Origin of the sequence: Kribbella sp. NBC_00889 (assembly GCF_045207705.1) — a bacterium.
GTDB lineage: Bacteria > Actinomycetota > Actinomycetes > Propionibacteriales > Kribbellaceae > Kribbella.
This window is the reverse complement of the sequence record NZ_CP108783.1, coordinates 8942482-8966168: the sequence shown is the minus strand read 5'-3', so window position 1 is coordinate 8966168 and position 23687 is coordinate 8942482. Positions and strand designations below refer to the sequence as shown.

General features: G+C 68.5%; 19 protein-coding genes. 8 read left to right on the top strand and 11 right to left on the bottom strand.

The genetic code is table 11. From position 1 onward, the window contains the following. Positions 1-33 precede the first annotated feature (33 nt). The gene (locus OG817_RS44215; protein ID WP_406051113.1) at positions 34-1491 is read left to right on the top strand and encodes an LLM class flavin-dependent oxidoreductase; all 1458 of its coding nucleotides are present in this window, start codon (positions 34-36) and stop codon (positions 1489-1491) included. On the opposite strand, the gene OG817_RS44210 is transcribed toward OG817_RS44215, so the two are convergent. From OG817_RS44210 to OG817_RS44200, 3 genes are read right to left on the bottom strand one after another with little or no spacing between them, the layout of a single operon-like run. After that, positions 1474-2877: a mycothione reductase gene (locus OG817_RS44210; protein ID WP_406051111.1), complete on the bottom strand. Its 1404-nt coding sequence runs from the start codon at positions 2875-2877 to the stop codon at positions 1474-1476. The two genes, OG817_RS44215 and OG817_RS44210, sit on opposite strands and share 18 nt — an antisense overlap. A gap of 36 nt (positions 2878-2913) precedes the next feature. Then, positions 2914-4278: an MFS transporter gene (locus tag OG817_RS44205; protein WP_406051110.1), complete on the bottom strand. Its 1365-nt coding sequence runs from the start codon at positions 4276-4278 to the stop codon at positions 2914-2916. Continuing rightward, the gene (locus tag OG817_RS44200) at positions 4275-4724 is read right to left on the bottom strand and encodes a MarR family winged helix-turn-helix transcriptional regulator (RefSeq protein ID WP_131518819.1); all 450 of its coding nucleotides are present in this window, start codon (positions 4722-4724) and stop codon (positions 4275-4277) included. The genes OG817_RS44205 and OG817_RS44200 overlap by 4 nt, the downstream gene beginning before the upstream one ends. A gap of 102 nt (positions 4725-4826) precedes the next feature. Here OG817_RS44200 and OG817_RS44195 point away from each other — a divergent pair, with 102 nt between their 5' ends. Continuing rightward, positions 4827-5906: a hypothetical protein gene (locus tag OG817_RS44195; RefSeq protein ID WP_396392143.1), complete on the top strand. Its 1080-nt coding sequence runs from the start codon at positions 4827-4829 to the stop codon at positions 5904-5906. 562 nt (positions 5907-6468) lie between these two features. Here OG817_RS44195 and OG817_RS44190 read toward each other — a convergent pair. Together OG817_RS44190 and OG817_RS44185 are read right to left on the bottom strand one after the other, a co-directional pair. Continuing rightward, positions 6469-8475: a prolyl oligopeptidase family serine peptidase gene (locus OG817_RS44190; RefSeq protein WP_406051108.1), complete on the bottom strand. Its 2007-nt coding sequence runs from the start codon at positions 8473-8475 to the stop codon at positions 6469-6471. Between the two features lie 189 nt (positions 8476-8664). Then, complete coding sequence (locus OG817_RS44185) at positions 8665-10137, bottom strand: NCS2 family permease (protein WP_406051107.1); 1473 nt, start codon at positions 10135-10137, stop codon at positions 8665-8667. 96 nt (positions 10138-10233) lie between these two features. Between OG817_RS44185 and OG817_RS44180 the strand changes: the two genes are divergently transcribed. Further along, positions 10234-10545, top strand: a complete 312-nt coding sequence (locus OG817_RS44180; RefSeq protein ID WP_406051105.1) for a DUF2530 domain-containing protein — start codon at positions 10234-10236, stop codon at positions 10543-10545. A 70-nt stretch (positions 10546-10615) separates the two neighbouring features. On the opposite strand, the gene OG817_RS44175 is transcribed toward OG817_RS44180, so the two are convergent. Beyond that, positions 10616-11443 (bottom strand): DUF3027 domain-containing protein, encoded by an 828-nt coding sequence (locus OG817_RS44175; RefSeq protein ID WP_406051103.1) that lies wholly within the window; start codon positions 11441-11443, stop codon positions 10616-10618. Positions 11444-11527: 84 nt separating this feature from the next. Between OG817_RS44175 and OG817_RS44170 the strand changes: the two genes are divergently transcribed. Then, complete coding sequence (locus tag OG817_RS44170) at positions 11528-13456, top strand: MFS transporter (RefSeq protein ID WP_406051102.1); 1929 nt, start codon at positions 11528-11530, stop codon at positions 13454-13456. Between the two features lie 79 nt (positions 13457-13535). Here OG817_RS44170 and OG817_RS44165 read toward each other — a convergent pair whose 3' ends face one another. Next, a complete protein-coding gene (locus OG817_RS44165) occupies positions 13536-15080 on the bottom strand; it encodes an MFS transporter (RefSeq protein WP_406051100.1) in 1545 nt (514 codons plus the stop codon). Positions 15081-15196: 116 nt separating this feature from the next. Between OG817_RS44165 and OG817_RS44160 the strand changes: the two genes are divergently transcribed. Next, the gene (locus tag OG817_RS44160; protein ID WP_406051098.1) at positions 15197-15973 is read left to right on the top strand and encodes a TetR/AcrR family transcriptional regulator; all 777 of its coding nucleotides are present in this window, start codon (positions 15197-15199) and stop codon (positions 15971-15973) included. Between the two features lie 2 nt (positions 15974-15975). Here OG817_RS44160 and OG817_RS44155 read toward each other — a convergent pair whose 3' ends face one another. Together OG817_RS44155 and larE are read right to left on the bottom strand one after the other, a co-directional pair. Next, positions 15976-16359, bottom strand: a complete 384-nt coding sequence (locus OG817_RS44155) for a cold-shock protein (protein ID WP_131360638.1) — start codon at positions 16357-16359, stop codon at positions 15976-15978. Between the two features lie 142 nt (positions 16360-16501). Next, on the bottom strand, positions 16502-17971 hold the full coding sequence (gene larE, locus OG817_RS44150) for an ATP-dependent sacrificial sulfur transferase LarE (protein ID WP_406051097.1): 1470 nt from the start codon (positions 17969-17971) through the stop codon (positions 16502-16504). A 120-nt stretch (positions 17972-18091) separates the two neighbouring features. On the opposite strand from larE, the gene OG817_RS44145 reads away from it, so the two are divergent. Further along, entirely contained in the window at positions 18092-18682 is a 591-nt protein-coding gene (locus OG817_RS44145; RefSeq protein WP_406051095.1) for a TetR/AcrR family transcriptional regulator, read from the top strand. Next, complete coding sequence (locus tag OG817_RS44140) at positions 18679-19629, top strand: R2-like ligand-binding oxidase (RefSeq protein WP_406051094.1); 951 nt, start codon at positions 18679-18681, stop codon at positions 19627-19629. Before OG817_RS44145 ends, OG817_RS44140 begins: the two co-directional genes overlap by 4 nt. On the opposite strand, the gene OG817_RS44135 is transcribed toward OG817_RS44140, so the two are convergent. Beyond that, a complete protein-coding gene (locus tag OG817_RS44135) occupies positions 19603-20823 on the bottom strand; it encodes an MFS transporter (protein WP_406051092.1) in 1221 nt (406 codons plus the stop codon). The two genes, OG817_RS44140 and OG817_RS44135, sit on opposite strands and share 27 nt — an antisense overlap. A 39-nt stretch (positions 20824-20862) precedes the next feature. On the opposite strand from OG817_RS44135, the gene OG817_RS44130 reads away from it, so the two are divergent. Then, complete coding sequence (locus OG817_RS44130) at positions 20863-21744, top strand: LysR family transcriptional regulator (protein ID WP_406051091.1); 882 nt, start codon at positions 20863-20865, stop codon at positions 21742-21744. Between the two features lie 195 nt (positions 21745-21939). On the opposite strand, the gene OG817_RS44125 is transcribed toward OG817_RS44130, so the two are convergent. Continuing rightward, positions 21940-23634: an AMP-binding protein gene (locus tag OG817_RS44125; protein WP_406051089.1), complete on the bottom strand. Its 1695-nt coding sequence runs from the start codon at positions 23632-23634 to the stop codon at positions 21940-21942. Between the last annotated feature and the right edge of the window lie 53 nt (positions 23635-23687).

The following is a 23687-nucleotide window of genomic DNA, read 5'->3' as shown; positions in this document are numbered from 1 at the left end:
CGCAAAAGCCTATCGGTGGTGGAAACTGCTTTTGTGGAAGAACTGAAACTGCCGTCGCCGTGTGTGGTGATTCTGGTTGGGGCCGGGGCGTCGGGGAAGTCGACGTGGGCGACGGAGCGGTTCGCGGACGGGCTGATCGTGTCGAGTGATCGGCTGCGGGCGTTGGTCGGGGCCGGCGAGGACGATCTCGCGGCGAGCGCGGACGCGTTCGCGTTGCTGGAAGAAGTGGTGCGGCAGCGGATCGGGCGGCAGCTGACGACCGTGATCGACACGTTGGGCCTGGACAAGGAACGGCGGCTGCGGTGGCTCGAACTGGCTCGTGCAGCCGGGATGCCTTGTGTCGCGGTCGGTTTCGACACCCCGGCCGCCGAGTGCCGGCTGCGGAACCGCGAACGGCTGAAGCGGATCCCCGCCGACGTGCTCACCAGTCAGCTGCGCTCGTGGACGGCCGTGAAGAAGGAGCTGCCGCTCGAGGGGTACGACGACGTACTGCAGCCGACCGCGCTGCGCGTCGTACCGGAGGCGTTCGTGGATGCGGGAGCTGCGGCGGCGCGGCAGTCGGAAGCTCCGGCGGGGTTGCGCTTCGGGCTGCAGTTGAGCAGCTACACGCACAAGGCCGGACGGGCCGGGACGGCCGATTGGATCCGGGATGTCGCAGGCCGGGCCGAGGCCGCCGGGTTCGACGCGATCTATGTGATGGACCACTTCCGGCAGATCCCGCAGGTGGGGCGCGCCTGGGACGACTTCCTGGAGAGCTGGACGACGCTCGGCTATCTGGCTGCCTGTACGACGCGGATGCGGTTGGGGACCTTGGTCTCGGGGATCACGTATCGCAACGTCGCGCATCTGGGGAAGATCGCGGCGACGCTCGACGTACTGAGTGGCGGGCGGGCCGTCTGCGGCGTCGGGCTCGCGTGGTTCGAGGCCGAGCACAAGGCGTACGGGTGGACGTTCCCGCCGGTGGCCGAGCGGTATGCGCTGCTCGAGGACACCTTGCAGTTGCTTCCGGTTTTATGGGGACCAGGCAACAAACCGTTCCACGGCAAGGTGCTCGACGTACCGGACACCACTTGTTATCCGCGGCCTCTGCAAGAGCATCTGCCGGTGCTCGTCGGCGGCAGCGGACGCCGGACGCTGCGGTTGGCGGCGCGGTACGCCGACGCGGTCAACGTGTTCGGCGATGCCACCGCTGTCCGTCAGCACGCCGGCTACCTTCGCGAACTGACGGACCGCCCGATCGAGGTCACGCATCTGTCCACAACCCTTGTGGGTAAGGATTCCCGGACCGTTGACGACCTGGTCGAACGACTCCGGCCACGCAACCAGAACCCGGCCCGGTACGCAGCCTCGGTCAACGCCGGCACGGTCGACGACCAGATCGGCCGCTTCCGCGAACTCTCCGAGGCCGGCGCGGCGGAAGTGATGATCAGCCTCCCCGACCTCGACACCCTGGACACGATCGGTGACGTGATCTCAGCCTTTCGGCCGTAGCTCCAGATGCAGCAGGGCGTTCTCGATCAGCTCGGACATCGCCGGGTGGATCCAGTACTGGTTCCGGGCCATCGAGTAGGCGTCCAGGCCGAAGCTCATCGCCTGGATGACGGGCTGGATCACCGAGGACGCCTGCGGGCCGATGATGTGGCAGCCGATGATCTGGCCGGACTTCGGGTCGGCCAGGATCTTGGCGAACCCGCTGGTGTCCTCCATCGCCCAGCCGTAGGCGATGTCGGCGTAGTTCTCGCGGCCGACGACGTACTCGATGCCGCGCTCGCGAGCCTCCTCCTCGGTCAGGCCGACGGACGCGATCTGCGGCGAGCTGAAGACAGCGTGCGGGACGAAGCGGTGGTCGGCCTCGATCCGGTCGGTGGGGTTGAGCAGGTTGTGCTTCACCACGCGCGCCTCGTGATTCGCGACGTGCTTGAGCTGGTGCGGCGTGGTCACGTCGCCGAGCGCGTAGATGCCGTCGACGGTGGTCTGCTGGTACTCGTCGACGACCACCCGGCCCTCGTGGTCGACCTCGACGCCGGTGGCATCCAGGTCCAGTACGTCCGAGTTCGGCGTACGGCCGACGGCGATCAGGAGCTCATCGACCTCGATCTTGTCGGCGCCGTCCGGGTACAGCGTCCGGATCAGGATCGACCCGTCGTCGTTGCGGGCCACCCCGATCGTCTCGTGGTCGAGCCGTACGTCGTACTTGCCGCGGGCGAGCTCGGTGAAGCGCTTGGCGATGTCGGCGTCCTCGTGGCGCAGCAGCAGGTCCGACCGGGCGATCAGCGTGACGTCGACGCCGTACGACGAGAAGATGTGGGCGAACTCGGCGGCGACGAAACCGCTGCCGATGATGCCGAGCCGGCGCGGCAGCTTCTCCAGCCGCATGATCGTGTTCGACGTGTGGTAGCCGGTCTCCTCGAGGCCGGGGATGAACGGGATGATCGGCCGGCTGCCGGCCGCGAGCACGTACCGGTCGGCCGTGATCACGCTGGTCCGGCCGTCCTTGCCGTCGACCGTCAGCTCCTTGGTACCGGTGAACCGGCCGGTGCCGTCGTACACGGTGATGTTGGCGTTGTCGGCGTGGTGGTGCCGGTACTCCGAGCCGGACGCGGCGATCGGGTCGATCCGGTCGAAGATCCGGTCCCGGACCTCCGGCCAGCGCACCCCGATCAGCTCCTCGTCGACGCCGTACCGGGAACTGATCGACGGGGTGGCGGCCAGGTCGGCGGTGTGCACGAACATCTTGGTGGGGATACAGCCCACGTTCAGGCAGGTCCCGCCGAACGTGCCACGCTCGACGATCGCCACCTTCCAGTCCGCGAACCGCCGGTTCACGATCGTGTTGCCGGAGCCGGTCCCGATAATCACCAGGTCGTAATGGGTCACACCCCATTGTGCCCCTGTGACCCCAGCTCCCGTTCGTCAGGCGACCCGGGGACCCAGCTCCTTGGTGTCGTCGAGGGCCTCGGACTTCAACCCAGTGACGACCTCGGTCTGCGGACCGGCGTCGACCACTGCCTTCTCGCCGAGGAGCTCGGTCTGCGGCAGCACCTCCAGCCGCGGGCGGGGCAGCAGTCGCGGCCGGATCGCGAGTCCGCGTCGGCGGGAGAAGTACAGCACCGATCCGACCGTGCCGAGCACCGTCAGTCCGCCGCCGACGATCAGCGTGTAGCGGGCGCCGAACTCCTGGCCGACCCAGCCGATGAATGGCGACCCGAGCGGCGAACCGCCCATCAGGACCGTCATGTAGAGCGCCATCACCCGGCCGCGCATGCTCGGCTCGATACCGAGCTGCATGGTCGCGTTCGCCGAGGTCAGCATGGTCAGCGAAGCCAGCCCGACCAGCGGCAGCACGAGCGCGAAGGTCAGGTACGTCGGCATCAGCGCGCTGATGATCTCGAAAGCACCGAAGGCGAGTGCGGCGCCGATCACCAGGCGAGCCCGGATCCGGACCCGGCGGGCCGCCAGCAGCGCACCGGACAGCGAGCCGATCGCGAGCACCGAGCCGAGGATGCCGTACTCCCCCGCGCCCTTGTGGAACACCTGGGTCGCCATCAGCGCCGAGGTCAGCTGGAAGTTCAGGCCGAAGGTGCCCGCGAAGAACACCGCGACCAGCACCATCATCAGGTCCGGCCGGCGCCACAGGTAGCGCATGCCGTCGCGGATCATGCCCTTCTCGCGGCCCGCAGGAGTGGGTGTGTGCAGCTCGTGGACCCGCATCAGGCGCAGCGACAGGATCACGGCCGCGTAGGTGAAGCCGTTGATCAGGATGACCGGACCGGTGCCGATCCAGTTGATCAGCAGACCGGCCAGGGCCGGGCCGAGCAGCCGGGCCGCGTTGAAGGACGCCGAGTTCAGCCCGACTGCGTTGGACAGCTCTTCGCGGCCGACCATCTCGACCACGAAGGACTGCCGGGTCGGGGCGTCGAAGGCAGTGCCGACACCGAACAACAGGGCCAGCAGGTACACGTGCCAGGGCTGGACGACCCCGGCGATGGTGAGGCTGCCGAGGACCAGGGCGACGGAGGCCATCGCGATCTGGGTGCACGTCAGCACCGTCCGCTTCGGCAAGCGGTCGGCGACCAGACCGGCGTACGGGCCGAGCAGCAGGGCCGGCAGGAACTGCAGTCCGGTGACGATGCCGAGCGCCGTACCGGAATGGGTCAGCTCCAGGACCAGCCAGTCCTGTGCGACCCGCTGCATCCAGGTGCCGACGTTCGAGACGATCGCACCGGAGGCGTAGAGACGGAAGTTACGGACTTTGAACGCGCGGAAGGTCGGACTCATGTGGCCGCCAGGCGTTCGAGAACAGGGGCTGCTTTGCGCAGGATGTCGCGCTCCTCGTGGGTCAGTTGCTTGAGCTTGGTCTGCAGCCACTCGTCGCGGCGCCGCCGGTTGGCGTGGATGAGCTCGCCGGCCTTCGCCGTCAGTTCGACCATGATCTGGCGCTTGTCGGTCGGATGCGGGCGGCGGACGACCAGGCCCGCCTCCTCCATGTTGGTCACGATCCGCGTCATCGACGGCGGCTTGACCTGCTCATGGGCAGCCAGCTCACCGATCGTCATCGCCTCGTGCTTGGACAACGCGCCGAGCACGCTGAGCTGGTTGGCGCTGAGGTCGTGACCGGGCTCGCGCTGCCGCCGGATCTGCCGGGACAGGCGCAGGGTCGACGACCGCAGGGCACTCGCCAGCCCGACGTCACTCTTCACCTGCTGTGCTACGACTTCGGGCATACCGTTACCTTAACTTATTACCTTTGCTAAAGAAAACGCATTACCATCCGATGCTATTCCCGGTCGCTCGGTGACGCCGGCGGGCCGCTAGAGTTCGCGGGCATGGGGACGAGTGCTGAGCTGGCGCGGTTCGAGCAACGGTTCCGGCGGGCCGGGCTGCCGTTGTTCATCGAAGACTTCTCGCCGACCCACGACATCTTCACCCGGGCCACGCCGCTGCTGGTGCTGGTGTTTCTCGCCGAGGTTCTCGGGGCGACCTCGCTGCAGTGGCCGGTCTGGGTGAACGTGCTCGCGGCGTTGGGCGCCATGCTGGTGCTGATCGCCGGATTCGGCCTGCTGAACGGCTTCCGTGGCCGCCCGTTCTGGTCGCTGCCGACCCGGTTCGGCGTACCCGAGCTGGCTGTCTTCGTCCTACTCCCGGCCCTGTTGCCCGTGGTCACCCAGGGCCAGCTCCGCCAGTTCTTCGGCGTTGCCATCGGCAACCTCCTGCTGGTCGGCGTGGTGTACGTCGTGATCGGCTACGGGCTGATCGGGACGATCTTCTGGAGCCTGCGGCGGCTGGCGAGCGAGCTGGCGAACTCGGTGGCCAGCCTGGTCCGGGCGCTGCCGTTGCTGCTGGTGTTCTCACTGGTGCTGTTCGTGAACACGGAGATGTGGCAGGTGTTCGCCGGGATGCCGGTCGCGTTCATCGTCGTCTCGGTGGTCGCCTTCACCGTGCTGAGCACCCTGTTCCTGCTGATCCGGCTGCCCCGGGAGGTGGACGCGATCGAGCGTGACGCCGGCTCCGGACCGCCGCTGCGCCGGATCCAGCGGATGAACATCAGCATCAGCCTGGTCATCCGGCAATGGATGCAGGCGCTGGTGGTGAGCGCCGGCGTCGGACTCTTCTTCGTCGCCTTCGGCATGCTCGCGATCAGCGAGCACATCTACGAGCAGTGGGGCATCACCCCCGGCTCCTGGTCGTACCGCATCGATCTGCTGGATCACCAGATGCTGATCAGCGAAGCGCTGGTGAAGGTTGCCATCGGCATCGCCAACTTCACCGGGCTGTACTACTCCATCGCGCTGCTGACCGACTCGACGTACCGGACCGAGTTCCTCGACCACGTGAGCACCGAACTGCGTGACCTGTTCGCCGCACGGGCGGAGTACCTCGAGCTGCGGCGTACGACGACCACCTAGGTGAACTCGGCCAGGACACCGGTCACAGGCGGCGGCGCGGCCGAGGTCGCGACCGATCGGTTCTGCCCGCCTCGAAGGCCAGAGTGGGGAGTTCTACACGCCGAATCCGGTGACTACGCTCCCCGGTCCCGGTTCAGACGCGGTTTGACCGCGTGGGTTGGGCTGGGCCCCGGGGATGTCAGCTGGACTGGTCAGTGTGCAGATCGACAGGTAGTGCACCGGCGATACACCGTACGCGCGGGCGCCTTCAGGCCCAGGCGCACTACGGGCCGCCGGACACCTCCTGTCCAAACTGGCCACCTCCCGGTCTCGGCGGCTCAGGACCCGCTGACACGCCTGTGCGGTCGGCCCACGGCCCCGATCCCACCCGCCGCACCGCGGGTCGGAAGCGGATCGAACGGGACCTGACCAACGCCCCAGAGCCGGCTCGAACCCGCTGGAGCGGATCTGTGCCACTCACCAACCAGACACCGCCCCTGCCGGCCACGCTCAGACCTGCGCCGGTGATGCCCCGACCGAAGGGTTGGTGAGTGCCTCAGGTCCACCAACAATCCGGGCAGACCTAGAGGGACTCCTTGAGGAAGCGGAGCTCGTGGTGCATCAGTCCTTCCAGGGTCGCCGCGTCGGTGGGCATGTGGGTGGCCCCGGACAGTGGCAGCACCTGATGCTGACGGCCGGCCGCGAGCAATGCGGCCGACAGCCGCAGAGTGTGGGCGGCAACCACGTTGTCGTCGGCCAGACCATGCACCAGCAGCAGAGGACGATGGAGATCGGCCGCGTAGGTGAGCAGTGACGAGCGGTCGTAGACCTCGGGGTTCTCATCGGGATGCCCCAGGAACCGCTCGCGCCAGTGCGTGTCGTACATCCGCGAGTCGCTCGGGGGAGCGCCGGCGATCGCCGCATGGAAGACATCCGGCCGGCGGAGGACCGCAGCCGCGGCGAGCAGGCCGCCGTAGCTCCAGCCCCGCATGGCGACCTTGGTCAGATCGAGGGCACCGGTCTGCTCCGCGACGGAGCGCAACGCCGTCACCTGATCCTCGAGCGGAGCCGTCATGGTGTCGAGATGGACCGCCTTCTCCCACGTCGGACCGCGTCCCGGCGTACCCCGGCCGTCGGCGATGACCACGGCGAACCCGGCTTCGGCGTACCACTGAGCAGTGGCGAACCACCCACCGGTGACCCGCACCGCAAGCTGCGCGGCGGAACCGCCGTACGGCGACATCACGACCGGCAGCGGCGCGTCGCCGGGCTGATGCCAGGACGGCAGCAGGAGGGCGGTCCGCAGCTGCAGTTCGCCGGCCTGCAACCAGGTGATCCGCGGAGTGAGCACTGGCTTGGCGTTGAGCGCACTGATCGCTCGGTCCGGCCGGCCGGCCCTCCGCGCGACGAACGATCGGCCGGCCTCCGTGTTGGAGACCACCAGGAGCGCGCCGGGGACGCGGCTTCCGGTGTGAATGCCTGCGCCTTCGCTCAGCTGATGCGGCCCGGTCTCGTCGTACAGCCAGAGGTGGCGCTCGGTCGGCTCGTCGTTCGCCTCGAAGAGGACCGCCTCGCCTGAGACATCCAGGACGGCGCGGACCTGCAGACCGTCTGGGGTGACCGCTGCTCCGCCGACCAGTAGCCGCCGGGTCTCCCCCGCATCCTCGGTGTGGACGAGGCGGCCCGATTCGGTGCGTGCAGGGGTTCCGGCGATGAGCTCGACCCAGGCGGGATCACGCTGCTCGTGCACGAGGTGCGTCTCGCCGGTGTCCGGATCGGCCGCTCGCACCTGCAGCGTGCGTTGGTCGCGGGACTGCACACCGATCAACGGCCCGTGCGAGTCCCAGCCGGCCGAAGTCAGATACTCGTACGCCGCCCTGTCCCACCGCAGCTCGACGCCTCCGGAGCTCTCCAGCGAGCGCTGGGTGCCCGAGCCGCCGGACACGTCGAACGCGTGCAGGGTGACGAGGGCGTTCGGCGTACCGGCGGCGGGGTAGGCGATCTCGCGGGGCTTCCGGCCAGGGTTGGCCGGGTCCGCGATCCACCAGCGCTGGACCGGGGTCTGGTCGACCCTTGCCGCCAGCAACCGGGTGCCGTCGGGAGCCCACCAGTGGCCGCGGTTCCGCTGCATCGACTCCGCGGCAACGTGCTCGGGGAGGCCCCAGGCGACCTCGGGGTCCGGGTCCGCGGCCAGTTGCTGATCGTTGCCAGTAGCAAGCTCCACCACGTGCAGTGCACGGCCCGTCACGTACGCGACCCGGCGGCCGGTCGGGTCGATGCGCGGATCGACAACAGGTCCCGCGGTTGGCACAGCTGCCGGCCGGCGCTCGGGGCTGTCGAGGTCGAGGTGGTACAGGTCGCCCCTGACCGCAAAGGCGACCTGGCGGACCGCACGATCGGTCGAGTACGCGACGACACCAGCGGTGCGCTCGCGACTCCGCTCGCGACGGATCAGCTCGGCCTCGGGCACCGGCCCGTCGTCTCCGAGGTTCTCCGGCGCGACCAGGAGATGCTCCTGACCGTCGTTCAGATCGAGCAGCCAGAGGCAACCGGCCCGGTCCTCCGGCCCACGGGTCCGAAGGAAGAGCACACGCTCGCCGTCCGGAGACAGCGTGAACGCACGAGGCAGACCAAGCGTGAACCGACCAGTACGAGCAGACTGTGCAGGAAAAGCCTCAACAGGATCCACTCCCGGACAGTACGCCGCCGCCAGTTCACCATCGTCGGCCCCCACGCCCATCTACCCGCACTCGGTCGTCTGGCGCGACGACAACCTGAGCTAGGTGAGCCAGTCGCTGAGTGGGCCGATCGCGAAGTACACGACGAACAGCGCCGACACGATCCACATCAGCGGGTGAATGTCGCGGGTCCTGCCCCGAATCACCTTCAGGATGACGTACATCACGAAGCCCGCGCCGATGCCGGCCGTGATCGAGTACGTGAACGGCATCAGGATGATGGTCAGGAACGCCGGGAACGCGATGTCGAAGTCATCGAAGTTGATCCCCTTCACCTGCGCCATCATCAGGAACCCGACCAGGATCAACGCCGGCGTCGCCGCTTCGTACGGCACCAGCGTGACCAGCGGCGCGACCACCATCGAGATCAGGAAGCAGATCCCGGTCACCACGCTCGCGAGCCCGGTCCGGGCTCCTTCACCGACACCGGACGCCGACTCGATGTACGACGTGTTGCTCGAGACCGACGCGGCGCCACCGGCCGCGGCCGCGACGCTGTCGACGACCAGGATGCGCTGCGCGTTCGGCGGGTTGCCCTCCTTGTCGAGCAGCCCGGCCTCGGCGCCGATCGCAGTCATCGTGCCCATCGTGTCGAAGAAGTCCGCCAGCATCAGCGTGAAGATCAGCAGCAGCGCGGAGATCACGCCGACCCGCTCGAACGACCCGAACAGGCTGAACTCGCCGATCGTGTCGAAGTTCGGTTTGGTGAACCAGTCGTCCGGCAGCTTCGGCACGCTCAGGCCCCAGCCGCCCGGGTTCTTGTCGCTGCGGGCACCGATCCCGGCGATCGCCTCGATCACGAGCGACAACGCGGTCGCGCCCAGAATGCCGATCAGGATGGCGCCTTTCACCTTCCGCGCGTACAGCGTGACGATCAGGACCAGGCCGAACACGAAGACCAGCACCGGCCAGCCCCGAAGGTTGCCGGCGACTCCGAGCTCGACCGGCGGCCCGGCCAGTGCCGCCGGGCGACGGACGAAGCCCGCATCGATGAAGCCGATGAACGCGATGAACAGGCCGATACCGACACTGATCGCGACTTTCAGCTGCAGTGGCACCGCCTCGAACACCGCCTTGCGGAACCCGGTCAGCACCAGGACCAGGATGATCAGACCCTCCCACACCACCAGGCCCATCGCGTCGGCCCAGGTCATCTTGGTCGCGACCGAGAACGCGATGAACGCGTTCAGGCCGAGGCCGGTGGCCAGCGCGAGCGGGAAGTTCGCCACCACGCCCATCAGGATGGTGACCACGCCGGCGACCAGCGCCGTGGCGACCGCGATCTTCGCGATCGAGGCCGCCGTACTGGTGCCACCACCGACGAGCTGGCCGTCGCCGTCCTGCACCGTGCCGATGATCAGCGGGTTCAGCACCACGATGTAGGCCATCGTGAAGAACGTGACCAGCCCGCCACGGATCTCCCGGCTGAGGGTGGATCCACGTTGGCTGATCTTGAAGTACGAGTCGACGACATTCGATCCGGAGCGGGCCGTCGTGGCCTGGGGCGAGCTCATGCCCGCATCGTGCCAGTTCCTGCCCACCGGTTGCGAGCACTGACGCAAAACTGTTCCGCTGCCGGTGGCTGGGGTGATGGGTACTAAGGTAGTGCCGTGTCAGACGAACGGGAGGCGTCGAAGAAGCGGACCGACCCCACGAGCCAGCTCGCCCGCGGCGAACTGGTCCACGCCGAGGTGAAGCCGCTCGACCTGTCCGGCATCCCCAGCGTCATCGTCGGGATCATCGCCTGGGCGGTCGCGTTCGTCGTCGTCCTGATCTTCCGCGACGAGCTCAAAGAAGACGGCCTCGAATGGTGGCTCTGGGTCACCGTCGCCGGATTCGGCCTCGGTCTCATCGGCCTCTGGTACTGCCGCCGCCGTTGGGCCGCCATCCAAGCCGGCCACCGCCCAGAACACGAGGACTAGAACCCACCGCCAAAGGACACCGCGAGTGCCTCGTGGTTGAGGTCCAGCAGCACGGTGGGGGATGCGGCCTTTACTTGAGTTCGTCGTCCGATTCTGGTTCGGCGGCGGCCTCGACCTCGGATTGGACGGCGTCGGCTAGTTCGAGGGTGTCGTAGCCGGTGGTGTCGAAGGCGTGTTCGGCGGACGGTTGATCCGGGAGGTCGATGACCGCGTCGGAGTGGGCGCCGCAGCCGTAGTCGTACGCGACGACGCGGCCCTCGCCCGGAGCCATCTCGTTCGCACAGATGCCGAAGGCTTGGCCGAGGCTGTCGGCCAGGCGGATCCAGTAGCCGCACGAGTGGCACTTGTACGGGACGGCCTGCGCGATCGGCGCGCTCGGACCGAAGTCACCGGCGTACCAGCGCTCGGCCGCTTCCTCACGACCGAACGGCGAGAGCACGCGCTCGCGGCCCAGGCCGAGTTCGTCGACGACTGCGCGTACGTCGTCCGGGGCGCCGGTGTCGGTGAAGCCGGCCTCGAGGCGCGGGTCGTCGGCGTGGGTCGGGAACAGGTCGCCGGGGCGGAGGTCGCCCGGCTGGACGCGCTCGGACCACGGGACCCACTCCGGCGCGACGACTGCCGCGTCGCCGGGAAGCATGACGACCTCGTTGACCGTGACCGTCTTCGCCCGGGAGGCGCGGGTCACCGTGACCGCCCACCGCCAGCCCCGGTAGCCCGGGTGGGTGGAGGCGAAGTAGTGGGTGACGAGGCGCTCACCCTCGACCGAATGACCGAGGTACTCCCCGACCTGCGCAGCACCGGCCTCGTCGATCGCCGCCTCACGGGCAGGGTCGACCGCCGCGACACTGATCGCGTCGGCCTTGGCACGCACCGGTTCCGGAGTTCTGACGGGAGTCACAATCGCCCATTCTCGCACGGCCGAGGCGGTCTTCCGAACGCGCCGTGACTACGGTCTGTCCCCCGCAGGAGGCAGGATGGTTCCATGCACAGCCCAGACCCCGCCGACCCGAAGTCGACGCCCGGCGGAAAGCCCGCCGGCGAGCGACCGACCGGCGGGCAGCCGAGGGCTGAAAAGCCGTCCGGTGGGCAATCGACCGGCGGGCAGTCGGCGGCGGGGAAATCGCCCGGTGATCGGTTCAGCGACGCACGGGACAAGCTGGGAACTGCGAGCAAGAAGGTCGGCCACGCCTCGAAGGTCGGCGCGACCGGGTTCGCTACCGCGTCGAAGAAGACAGCGGCCGTGGGTGGCAAGGTCGGCCGGGCCACCGGCCGCCGGATCCGCGGACTGACGGGCGCTCAGGGCGCCCGCGAATCGGGTCTGTCCCGGCTGATCGAGCTGGGCGCGGTCAACGCTGCCGGTGACACCGCGTTCGCGGTCTCGCTGGCCGGGACCGTGTTCTTCACCGTGCCGAGCGACCAGGCCCGCGACCGTGTCGCCTTGTTCCTGCTGCTGACGATGGCGCCGTTCGCCCTGATGGCGCCGCTGATCGGACCGATCCTGGACCGGTTCCGCCACGGCCGCCGCTGGGCGATCGGAGCGACGCTCGGCCTCCGCGGCTTCCTGGTCTGGAGCCTCGCCGCGTCGATGACCGGCTCGGGCTCGGCCTGGCTCTACCCGGCCGCACTCGGTTGCCTGGTCGCGTCCAAGGCGTACGGCGTGACCCGCGCCTCCGCCGTACCGCGCTTGCTGCCGAAGGAGATCACGCTCGTCACGGCCAACTCCCGGATCTCGCTGGCCGGTGTCGTGGGCGCGACCGTCGGCGCGGTCATCGCGGGAGCATTCGCCGCGATCGGGCCGCAGTGGTCGCTGCGCTGGGCCGCGGTCGTGTACACGATCGGCCTGATCCTCGCGATCCGGCTGCCCAGCGAGGTCGACTCACCCGCGGACGAGGAGATCACCGGTACGGCGGGGCGCGACGCGCGGCGGAGGGCGATCACCGCGGCGGTGGCACGCGGCATCCGATGCAACCTCGGACTCCGGTTCGTGTCCGGCTTCCTCACCATGTATCTGGCCTTCCTGCTCCGGGACAAACCGATCAGTGGGGTCGACGGCGCGATCGCGGTCGCCGCGGTGATCGCCGCGGCCGGGATCGGCAACAGCCTCGGCACCCTGAGCGGATCGTTGCTCAAGGCACGAAAACCCGAGGTGGTCGTGCTGGTGGTCCTGATCGTGGACGCGACGCTCGCGGTCGCGGTGGCGGTGCTGTACGGGTTCCCGAGCCTCATCGCACTCGGCCTGATCGCGGGTCTGTGCAGTTCGCTCGGGAAGCTGTCGCTGGACGCGATGATCCAGCGCGACGTCGCGGAGTCCGTCCGTACGTCGGTCTTCGCACGCTCGGAGACCGTGTTGCAACTGGCCTGGGTGATCGGTGGCGGCTGCGGCATCGTGCTGCCCCTGATCCCGCGACTCGGCTTCGGTTTCCTTGCAGTTGTCCTGCTCGCGGTGGTCTTCCTGGTCATCCGGATGAAGCCGTCGAAGCCGCTACCCACCGGCCTGCGGGCCGAGGGCGGGCCAGGTCGCAGGCCGGGCGGCGGCGAGCCGCACCGGCGGTCCGGCGATGCGCCGCGCCGGGCGGACGACGCGGAGTCTGAGCATCCTCCCAGCACGAGCCGCACGATCATGACCACCAGCGTCGCCGAGCAGCGCGCGAACCGCGCCCAGCGCTCCGACCGGTACGACGAGCCGACGGTGGAGCTGAGGACCGAGGATCAGAAGCCACCTGGTGGTGGGCAACGGGATGGCGGGGAGCAGCCGGTCGGGCGCTGGTGGAGTGGGCAGAAGGACGACGAGGACGAGGACACGCTCGAGGATCAGGCCCGGTGGGCCGAGGAGCCGACCGTCGAACGCCAGCCCGAGCAGGACCCACGCTTCTTCAAACGCCGCCCCCGTGGGCGCCGCCCACCCCGCTGAAACGGACCGGCGCAGATCAGCCCCGGCGCGGGTGCGCCGGGGCTGATCTATGGAGGGGGTCAGGCGACTCCGGTGGGGCTTACGCGACTGGCTGGAGTTCTGTGTCGTCCTCCTCTTCGGAGACGGGGACGAGCTCCGGGGAGGCTGCGGTGCCGCGCAGGGTGGTGGTGGCGACGACCGCGGTGACCAGAAGAAGGACGCAACCGACGACGGCGACCAGGTTCATGCTGTGGGTGAAGGCGTGCCGCGCGGTGGTCAGAACGGTCTCGGCGACCTGGCCGGGCAGATGAGCCGCCGCTGCGGTCGCGGCCGGCAGACCCTCGCGGACCGGAGCCGCTACACCCGACGGCAGGTCCGAGCGGTAGGCCGCAGTACCGATCGAGCCGAGGACCGCGATGCCCAGCGCGCCACCGAACTCGCTGCAGGTCTCCATCACCGCGGAGGCCGAACCGGCCCGCTCCGGAGCGACGGATCCGACGATGGCCTCGGTCACCAGCGACATCACCATCACCAGACCGGCGGCCAGCAGCGCGGCTCCGGTCAGGACGACCGCCAGCGAGGAGTCGACCCGCACCTGGGTCAGGACGCCGAACCCGGAAGCCGCCAGGACGAAGGCGCCGCCGATCACGTACGCCCGATCGATCCGCCGAGCCAGCGAGGCTGCCAGAGGCGCCGCACCGCCAACCACCACCGACGGAGCTAGTGACCAAAGAGCCGCCTTGAACGGGCTCAGGCCATGCACCAGCTGCAAGTACTGGGTCATGAAGACCGCGTTGCCCACCAGGGCCAGAGTCCCGACAGTATTGGCCACCAGCGAGCCGCTGAACGCCATGTTGCGGAACATCCCCAGCTCGATCATCGGGTACGCCGCAGTCCGCTGCCGCTGCACGAACATCACTCCGAAGACCAGGCCGGCCACGATCGCGACCACCGGCAACGCGGACGCCCCGTTCGCCGCCAGCTCCTTGATCCCCCAGATCACCGGCAGTACGGCGGCCAGCGACAGCAGCGATCCGATCAGGTCGAACCGGCCACCGGTCGGGGCCTTGAACTCCGGCAGCAGCATCGGCGCGAGCACCAGCAGCAGCAGCATCGCCGGGGTGTTGATCAGGAACACCGAACCCCACCAGAAGTGCTCCAGCAGGAAGCCACCGAGCACCGGGCCGAGCGAGATCCCACCCATCATCACCGCGCTCCAGAACGCGATCGCCTTTGCCCGCTGCTGAGCGTCGTGGAACATGTTCCGGATCAGCGCGAGGGTCGACGGCATCAGGGTCGCGCCACCGATTCCGAGCACCGCGCGGGCGGCGATCAGCTGCTCCGGGCTCTGCGCGTACGCCGCGGCCACCGAGGCCAGACCGAACGCGACGGCACCGAAGATCAGCAGTCGGCGGCGGCCGATCCGGTCACCGAGCGAACCCATGGTGATCAGCAGACCGGCCAGCACGAACCCGTAGATGTCGAAGATCCACAGCTGCTCGGTCGCCGAGACCCCCAGGTCCGCGCTGATGTACGGGACCGCGAAGTACAGGACCGAGACGTCCATCGACACCAGCAACAGCGGCAGTGCGAGCACGCCGAGCGCGATCCACTCTTTGCGTCCCGCTCGTTCGGTCGGACCCATGATGCCCCTCCGGATTTATCTGTCTGCGCCGCACACTGTGTGCGCCATACACAGACCATAGCCGCATCTGTCTATGATGTAAACAGTCATTCCCGATGGACGCCGAGGAGGGCCACATGGACGAGCAGGTGGAGCTGCCGCGAGTGCTGCAGCAGCTGTGGGGGATCGAAGGGCCGGCCCGGCCTGGGCCGAAGCCGGCGTTCCACCTGAGCGACATTGGCCAGGCAGCGATCCGGCTGGCCGACACGGGCGGCCTGGCCGCGGTCTCGATGAGCAAGGTGGCGGCCGAGCTCGGCTTCACCACGATGTCGCTCTACCGGTACGTCGATTCCAAGGACGACCTGTACGCCGTGATGCTCGAAGAAGCGTTCGGCGAGGCACCCGAGCCGGTGGCCGGGCAGGACTGGCGCGGCCGCATCACCGGGTGGGCCGAGGCGTTTCGTGACAGCCTGCGGCAGCACCCGTGGATCCTGCAGGTGCCGGTGTCCGAGCCGCCGCTGTCACCCAACCAGCTGACTTGGATGGAGTCGGCGTTGCAGGCGTTCGACGGCACGCCGCTGACGGCGAACGAGAGGCTGTCGTCGATGCTGCTGGTGAACATCTACGTCCGCGGGACCATGCAGCTGACCTTGACCATGCTGACGCAGACCCCCGAGGAGGCCGCGACCGCGGGCCGGCTCTACAACCAGCGACTGCGCCTGCTCGCGACCGAGGACCGGTTCCCGGCGATCGCGGCCGGCGTACAGCAGCCGAACTCGGTGGATGACCTCGACCTGGACTTCGAGGACGACGGATTCCGGGACGGCCTGGGGACCGTGCTCGACGGCATCCAGTCCCGGATCGACCGACATGCCCCGATCGACCGGAAGGCCCCGACCGATCGGCAGGGCTGAGCTCAGATGTCCAGCTTGTCGGCGACCCCGCGCAGCACGGTCGCGACCTGACGGGCCGCCTTGTTGTCGGGGTGGCGGCCGCGGCGGTAGCCCTCGCCGAGGTTGTCCAGCAGCTTGATCAGGTCCTCGATGACGAGCTGCATCTCCTCCGGCTTCGGCCGCATCGCCTTCGCCACCGACGGCGGCGGGTCGATCAGCCGGACCTGGAGGGCCTGCTCACCCTTGCGGCCCTCGACGACACCGAACTCGACCTTCTGCCCCGGCTTGAGGTTGGTCACTCCGGCGGGCAGGGCCTCGGCCCGGACGTAGACGTCACCGCCCTCTTCCTTGCTGAGGAAGCCGAACCCCTTCTCGGAGTCATACCACTTGACCTTGCCAACGGGCACGGGAACCTCTTCAGTCGTCAATCGTCGGAACCGACCGGGCGGGCGGCCTGATCGGGAACCCAGCGTACGTGAACCGGCGCCGCGGCGCCTCCGGGAAACTATCTGATCCGGCAGGCTTCCCACAGATACCGCGACCCACACCTCATCGGTACTTCTCCGGATCCTTCAGGCGCTCGTTCATCGAACCCGAGCGGAAGCCGCGGGGGTCGAGCCGGGCGGCCGGGAAGCCCTCGGCGACGACGGCTGCGATGAGTGGCTCGTGGTCCACCCGGTCCAGCAGGTCGCCGTCGATCTCGATGCTCGCGGCGTCGCCCAGATCCCGGACCCGGACGTTCTGGACGCCGTACGGCGTGAGGCGGGAACGGACCACCTCTTCGGCCCGGTCGACCCGGGCCAGCAGGTTCGGCGTGATGCGGATGCCGTACGCGATCCGGCTGGACAGACAGGCCGCGGCCGGCTTGTCCGAGGTCTCCAGTCCCCAGCTGCGGGAGGCCTCGCGGATCTGCGCTTTGGTCAGCCGCGCGTCCTTCAGCGGTGTGAGCGCGCCCCGTTCGAAGGCGGCGCGGATGCCCGGCCGGAATCCGGCGATCGCGTCGTCGGCGTTCGTGCCGGTCGCGATCGCGGTGATGCCGAACTCGTCCGCGATCGGCTGCAGCGTCTCGACCAGTTCGGCCTTGCAGAAGTAGCACCGGTCGCCCGCGTTGGCCTGGTAGCCCTCGCGGTCCATCTCGTGCGTGTGCGGGGTCAGATGCCGGACGCCGAGGCTGTCGGCGAAGCGCGCGGCCGGCTCGAGCTCGGCTGCGGGAAGGCTCGGCGAGATCGCGGTGGCGGCGACCACGTTGGCCGGGCCGATCGCCCGAACCGCGGCCGCCAGCAGGAACGCCGAATCGGCGCCGCCACTGAACGCGACGACCATCTTGTCGTAGCCGGACAGCCGCTTCATCAACGCTTCCAGCCGCTGCTCGAGCACATACGCATCCAGCCAGGCCGGGAACTCGGTCAGGTCGTTCAGTACGACGTCCGCGCCGTACGCACGCAACTCGTCCGCGGTGAACGGCCCGGTCGCCACGGCTACCGCGACCGCTCCGGCGGCACGGGCTCCCTCGATGTCGGCGGTGTGGTCACCCACGTAGATCGTCGCCTTGTGCTCGCGCAGCGCCGTACCCTTCTGCGCGCCGTGCAGGTCGCCGACCGGCTCGTCGATGTCGAGGCCGAGGTGCTGCATGTGCAGCAGCACCGATGGCGTGTACTTCGCCGACACCACCATGGTCCGGCCACGCAGGGCGCGAACCGCGGCCAGCGACTCGGCCGCACCGGGCAGCGGCAGGCTCCCGGTGATCGCGTGCGACGGGTAGTGCTCGCGGTACCGCACGACCATCGCGTCGATCTGCTCCGGCGGGAACCAGTTCGCCATCTCGATGGTCAGCGGCGGTCCGAGCCGGCTGACCACCAGGTCGGAATCGATCGGTACGCCGGTCTCCGCGGCGAGCAGGTCCCAGACGGCCTGGATCCCCGGCCGCGAGTCGATCAGCGTCATGTCCAGGTCGAAGCCGACCACCAGTTCCGGCACATCGGCGGTGGTGGGCGCGGGCTGGATCTCGGCGGTTGACACGTCCCCAACCCTACGTGTTCCCCCGCCGGGACCGCGCGCGGATTCCGCAATCACTTGACAATTTAAGATGACCTGTCCGATTACTTGACACTCGCGAGGAATATGTAAACCATCGACGCCATGGACTCGTTCGCCGACCGGACCAAGCGCCGACTGCGCGAGGAGTTGCTCGACGCCGCCTACGAGGCGATCGTCGCCGGCGGGTACGACGGACTCCGGATGGCCGACGTCGCCCGGCGGACCGGCGTCTCCCGCCAGACCGTCTACAACGAGTTCGGCGACAAGTGGGGCGTGCTGCAGGCCGTCGTCGCGCGTGAGACCGAACGGTTCCTGGTCGAGGTGAACGCTGCGCTCGCCGAGCAGTCCGACCCGATCGACGGCCTCCGGGCCGCGGTCGAGCGGGCGCTCCGGCAGGCCGCGGACAACCCGCTGCTGAAGGCGGCGCTGGGACAACCGGGATCCGACCAGGCCAGTCAGCTGCTGACCACACGGGGGCAGCAGGTGCTGGAGCTGTGTCATCAGCGGCTCGACGCCCACGTACGCACACATTGGCCCCAGATCCCGGCCGACGACGCAACCGCCTGTGTAGACGTCGCATTGCGTGTCGTGATCAGTCACATCGTCAGTCCCGGTCCCGCGCCGGTCCTGGTCGCCGACCAGCTGGCCGGAGTCCTCGGTCCGTTCCTGAGCACAACTGGAGGTCGCGCATGACGAATCCTTTGTACCGGCAGGGTTTCAGCTCGCTGCGGTCCGGTGGCCTCAACTGGGAGGCTCTGCCGCTGCGGTTGTTCGACAAGGGCAACCGCAAGTTCTGGAACCCACGGGACATCGACTTCAGCCAGGACGCGAAGGACTGGCAGGAGCTCAGCGACAACGACAAGCACAACGCGTTGCTGCTGTGCTCGCAGTTCATCGCGGGCGAGGAGGCGGTGACCGAGGACCTGCAGCCGTTTCTGCAGGCGATGGCGGCCGAGGGACGCTTCGGCGACGAGATGTACCTGACCCAGTTCTGCTTCGAGGAGGCCAAGCACACCGCCGTCTTCCGGCTCTGGCTGGACGCGGTCGGTGTCACCGGGGACCTGCACCATTTCATCGAGCACAACCCGGGCTACCGCGCGATCTTCTACGAGGCGCTACCGGTCGCCCTGAAGTCCTTGGCCGACGACCCTTCGCCGGCCAACCAGGTCCGGGCGTCCGTCACCTACAACCACGTGGTGGAAGGGACTCTGGCCCTGACCGGCTACCACGCGTGGAACCTGTTGTGCACCTCCCGTGGAGTCCTGCCCGGCATGCAGGAACTGATCCGCCGCATCGGTGACGACGAACGACGCCACATGGCCTGGGGCACGTTCACTTGCCGGCGGCACGTCGCCGCGGACGAGTCCAACTGGAAGGTCGTCACCGACACGATGGAGGAGCTGGTCCCACACGCGCTCACCCAGATCCAATGGGCGATGGACAACTCCCCCGCGCTCCCGCCGGAGATCAACCCGACCGCCCTGATGGCGTACGCCGGCGACCGCGCGACCCGCCGCCTCGGCGCGATCGAGTCGGCGGTCGGCGTGGACGTGGCCGGGATCGACCTCGACTACTCCCCCGAGAAACTCGAAGACACCTTCGGCGAGGAGGACTCAGCCGCGCTGGCGGCGGTTCGCTAGGACCACGATCAGCGCCGCCGTGCCGAGGACTGCCGGTAGCCAGGTGACGGTCGTCGTACCGAGGTGGTCGGCGGCCTGGCCGCCGGCGAAGGCGCCGAGTGCGATCGCGCCGTTGTACACCCCGACGAGTACGGCGGACGACGCTTCGGGGGCACTGGGTGCCGCGGCGTGACCCCACGCCTGTGTGCTCACGCTGGTGCCGCCGTGCGAGAAGCCCCAAACAACCAGCAATACAAGGGCTCCGGTCAGCGTCGTACCGAGAACAGGCATGAGTACGGCGACCGTCGCGATGCCGAGGGCAATCATTCCGAGGGCCCGGGCCGGGCGGAGCGAGCCCGCGACGAAGTTGCCAATGACGCCGGCGACGCCGTACGCCAGGAGCAACGTGCCGATGAGGGCGGGGGTGATTCCGGCCTGCTTCTCGAGGAGCGGTCGCACGTACGTGTAGGCGGCGAAGTGGCCTGTCACGAGTAGTGCGACCAGGGCCAGGCCGACGCGGAGTTGCTTGATCCTGAGGACTTCCGCGACGTCGCTCAGCCGGACTGCCTTCTCGGCGGACAGCCGTGGCAGGAAGAGCGCGAGGGCCGCGGCGAGCGTTGCCGACAGCACGCCGACGGCGGCGAACGCCCAGCGCCAGCCGAACAGTTCGCCGACAAACGCCCCGGCCGGGATCCCCAGTACAGAAGCGATTCCGATACCGCTGAAGATGAGCGAGGTCGCCGGTCCGGCCGCGTGCGCCGGCACGACGCGTCGCGCGAGTCCGATCGTGAACAGCCAGACACCGCCGAGCGAGATGCCGAAGAGGACGCGCGCGATCATCAGCATGGCGAAGGTCGGGGCGGCGGCCGCGAGGAGGCTCGCGGCGGCGAGAAGCGCCATCAGTCCGACCATCACGATGCGGCGGTCGAGCTTGCCCAGCACCAGCGGGAGGATCGGCGAGGCCAGCGCGGACACCACACCAGTGACAGTCAGGGTGAGGCCCGCCGTTCCTTCGCTGACCTGGAGGCTAGACCCGATCGGCGTGAGTAGGCCGACCGGCAGCATCTCGGCGGTGACCACGGTGAACACGGTCGCTGCCATCACCACCGGGGGCGCCCAGCCGCGGGTGGCCGGTGCGACCTGGTCGGCGCAAATTGTCGTCATACATCCACTGAACGGCCGCGCACCGGTGCGGAACAACGGCGATGTGATCATGCTTGTATTAGCTGAGCTCATCGATCGGAGGAGATGTGCGTGGGCGTCGAGATCCGCGAGCTGGAGTGCTTCCTGGTGCTGGCCGAGGAGCTCCACTTCGGGCGTACGGCGGAACGCCTGTACCTGTCGCAGAGCCGGGTCAGCCAGTTGCTGCAGTCGCTGGAACGCCGGATCGGCGGGCCGCTGTTCGAGCGGACCAGCCGCCGGGTTGCCCTGACCCCACTCGGCCAGAACTTCCTCACCTCGCTGCGGCCGGCGTACGCCGCGCTGGAACGCGTGGTGACGAACGCGCGCGAGTTCGCAACGCAGGTGAAGGGCAAACTCCAGATCGGGTTCCAGGGCGCGGCGAGCGACGAGGTCCTGGCCGCGATCTCGGTGTTCCAGTCGCAGAATCCGAACTGCCTGATCGGCACGTGCGAACTTCCGCTGAACGATCCGTTCGGCGGCCTGCGGCGGGGTGGCGTCGACGCCGCAGTCGTGCTGCTCCCCGTCGCCGAGGACGATCTGGTCCTCGGGCCGGTTTTCTCCCAACAACCGCAGACCCTCACGGTGTCCACGCGGCATCCCTTGGCAGACCGCGAACAACTCGATATCGAAGACCTGGCGGGCGCGGTCCTGATCGGTGTCTCCGGTCCTGCGCCCGGCTACTGGCGCCAAGCCCAAGCGCCGACGCAGACCCCGACCGGCGCGCTGATCAACCGCGGCCCCGAGGTTGCCACCCTGCAGGAAGGCCTGGCCCTGATCGCCGCCGATCGCGGTGGCATGCTGCTCTGCCGCCCCACCGCGGAGAACAACCGCCGCGCCGACATCGTCAACATCCCGCTCACCGGCGTCCCCGACTCGGCCTTCGGCCTGGTCTGGCGCCGGGGCGAAGACACCCCGGCCCTGCAGGCCTTCGCCGTACACCTCAAGGGAGCTTGAGATGTCCACCTGGAACGACGTAGGCCGGATCGCACTCGCCGTCCGAGGCGGCCGAAGGCCAGGCGCAGGAGGGCTCACCGCCGTACGACGTCCAGAAGCGTCAGTTCGCCCGGCTGCGCCGGGACGACGACGGGCGCGAGATCCTGCAGTTCTGGACCGAGGACCGGGAGGCTCTCGTCCAGGGCAAGCCCGAGGTCAGCTGAGGCCCAGCATTTCCACGGACTTCTCGCGCATCTCGACCTTGCGGACCTTGCCGGTGACGGTCATCGGGAAGTCGTCGACCAGCAGGACGTACCTGGGGATCTTGAAGTGGGCGAGTTTGCCGTTGGCGAACGCGCGGACCGCGGCGGCGTCGAGCGGGTCGGCGCCGGACTTGAGCTTGATCCAGGCGCAGAGCTCCTCGCCGTACTTCTCGTCCGGTACGCCGATCACCTGGACGTCGGCGATGTCGGGGTGGGTGTAGAGGAACTCCTCGATCTCCCGCGGGTACACGTTCTCGCCGCCGCGGATCACCATGTCCTTGATCCGGCCGACGATGTTCACGTACCCGTCCTCGCGCATCGTCGCCAGGTCGCCGGTATGCATCCAGCGGGCCTGGTCGATCGCCTCCGCGGTCTTCTCCGGCTCGTTCCAGTAGCCGAGCATCACGGAGTACCCACGGGTGCACAGCTCGCCCGGCTCACCTCGGCCGACGACCAGACCGGTGGCGGGGTCGAGGAGCTTCACCTCGACATGTGGCATCACCCGGCCGACGGTCGACGTACGCCGGTCCAGGTCGTCGTCGCGACGGGTCTGCGTCGACACCGGTGACGTCTCGGTCATGCCGTAGCAGATCGCGACCTCGGCCATGTGCATGTCGGCGACGCAGCGCTTCATCACCTCGATCGGGCACGGCGATCCCGCCATCACGCCGGTCCGCAGGCTGGTGAGGTCGTAGTCGGCGAAGTCCGGCAGCCCGAGCTCGGCGATGAACATCGTCGGTACGCCGTACAACGCGGTGCATCGCTCGTCCTGCACGGCTTTCAGCGTCGCCGCCGGGTCGAAGGCCGGGCCGGGGATCACCATGCACGCACCGTGTGTGGTGCAGCCGAGGTTCCCCATCACCATGCCGAAGCAGTGGTAGAAGGGGACGGGGATGCAGAGCCGGTCCTCGGCGGTGAACGCGATCGTCTCGGTGACGAAGAAGCCGTTGTTCAGGATGTTGTGGTGGCTGAGGGTCGCGCCCTTGGGGAAACCTGTGGTGCCGCTGGTGTACTGGATGTTGATCGGGTCGTCGAACGCCAACTCCGCTTCGCGCTCGTGCAGTTCGTCCTCGGTGACGCGGCCGGCGGCGTCCCGGAGTTCGTCCCAGTCGCCGGTGCCGATGTAGACGGTCTCCTCGAGCGACTGGCACTGCGGCCGCACCTGCTCGACCATCGCCCGGTAGTCGCTGGTCTTGAACTCGGTCGCCGAGATCAGCAGGCGTATCCCGGACTGGTTGAGCGCGTAGGACAGCTCGTGCGTCCGGTACGCCGGGTTGATGTTCACCAGGATCGCGCCGATCATCGCGGTCGCGTACTGCGTGATCGTCCACTCCGCGCAGTTCGGGGCCCAGATGCCGACCCGGTCACCCTTCGCAATGGCCCGGCTAAGCAGGCCTCGCGCGACCACGTCGACCTCCGCGCCCAATTCGGCGTACGTCCATCGTCGTCCGGTCTGGACCTCCACCAGTGCGTCCCGATCGCCGTACTCGCCGACCGTGCGTCTCAGGTTGGCGCCGATCGTCTCGCCCAGCAAGGGAACCTCGGACACTGATGATGCGTACGACGGCAGGCTCATGACTGTCATCGTCGCCCCAGTCAGATGCCCCTGCAACTGCACGTACAGCAGGAAACAGGGAGTGGACGGCAAGCAATGTCCTTACCAACTCTCCGTCAGCTCGGTCGCACAGCGTGGTTGGCCGG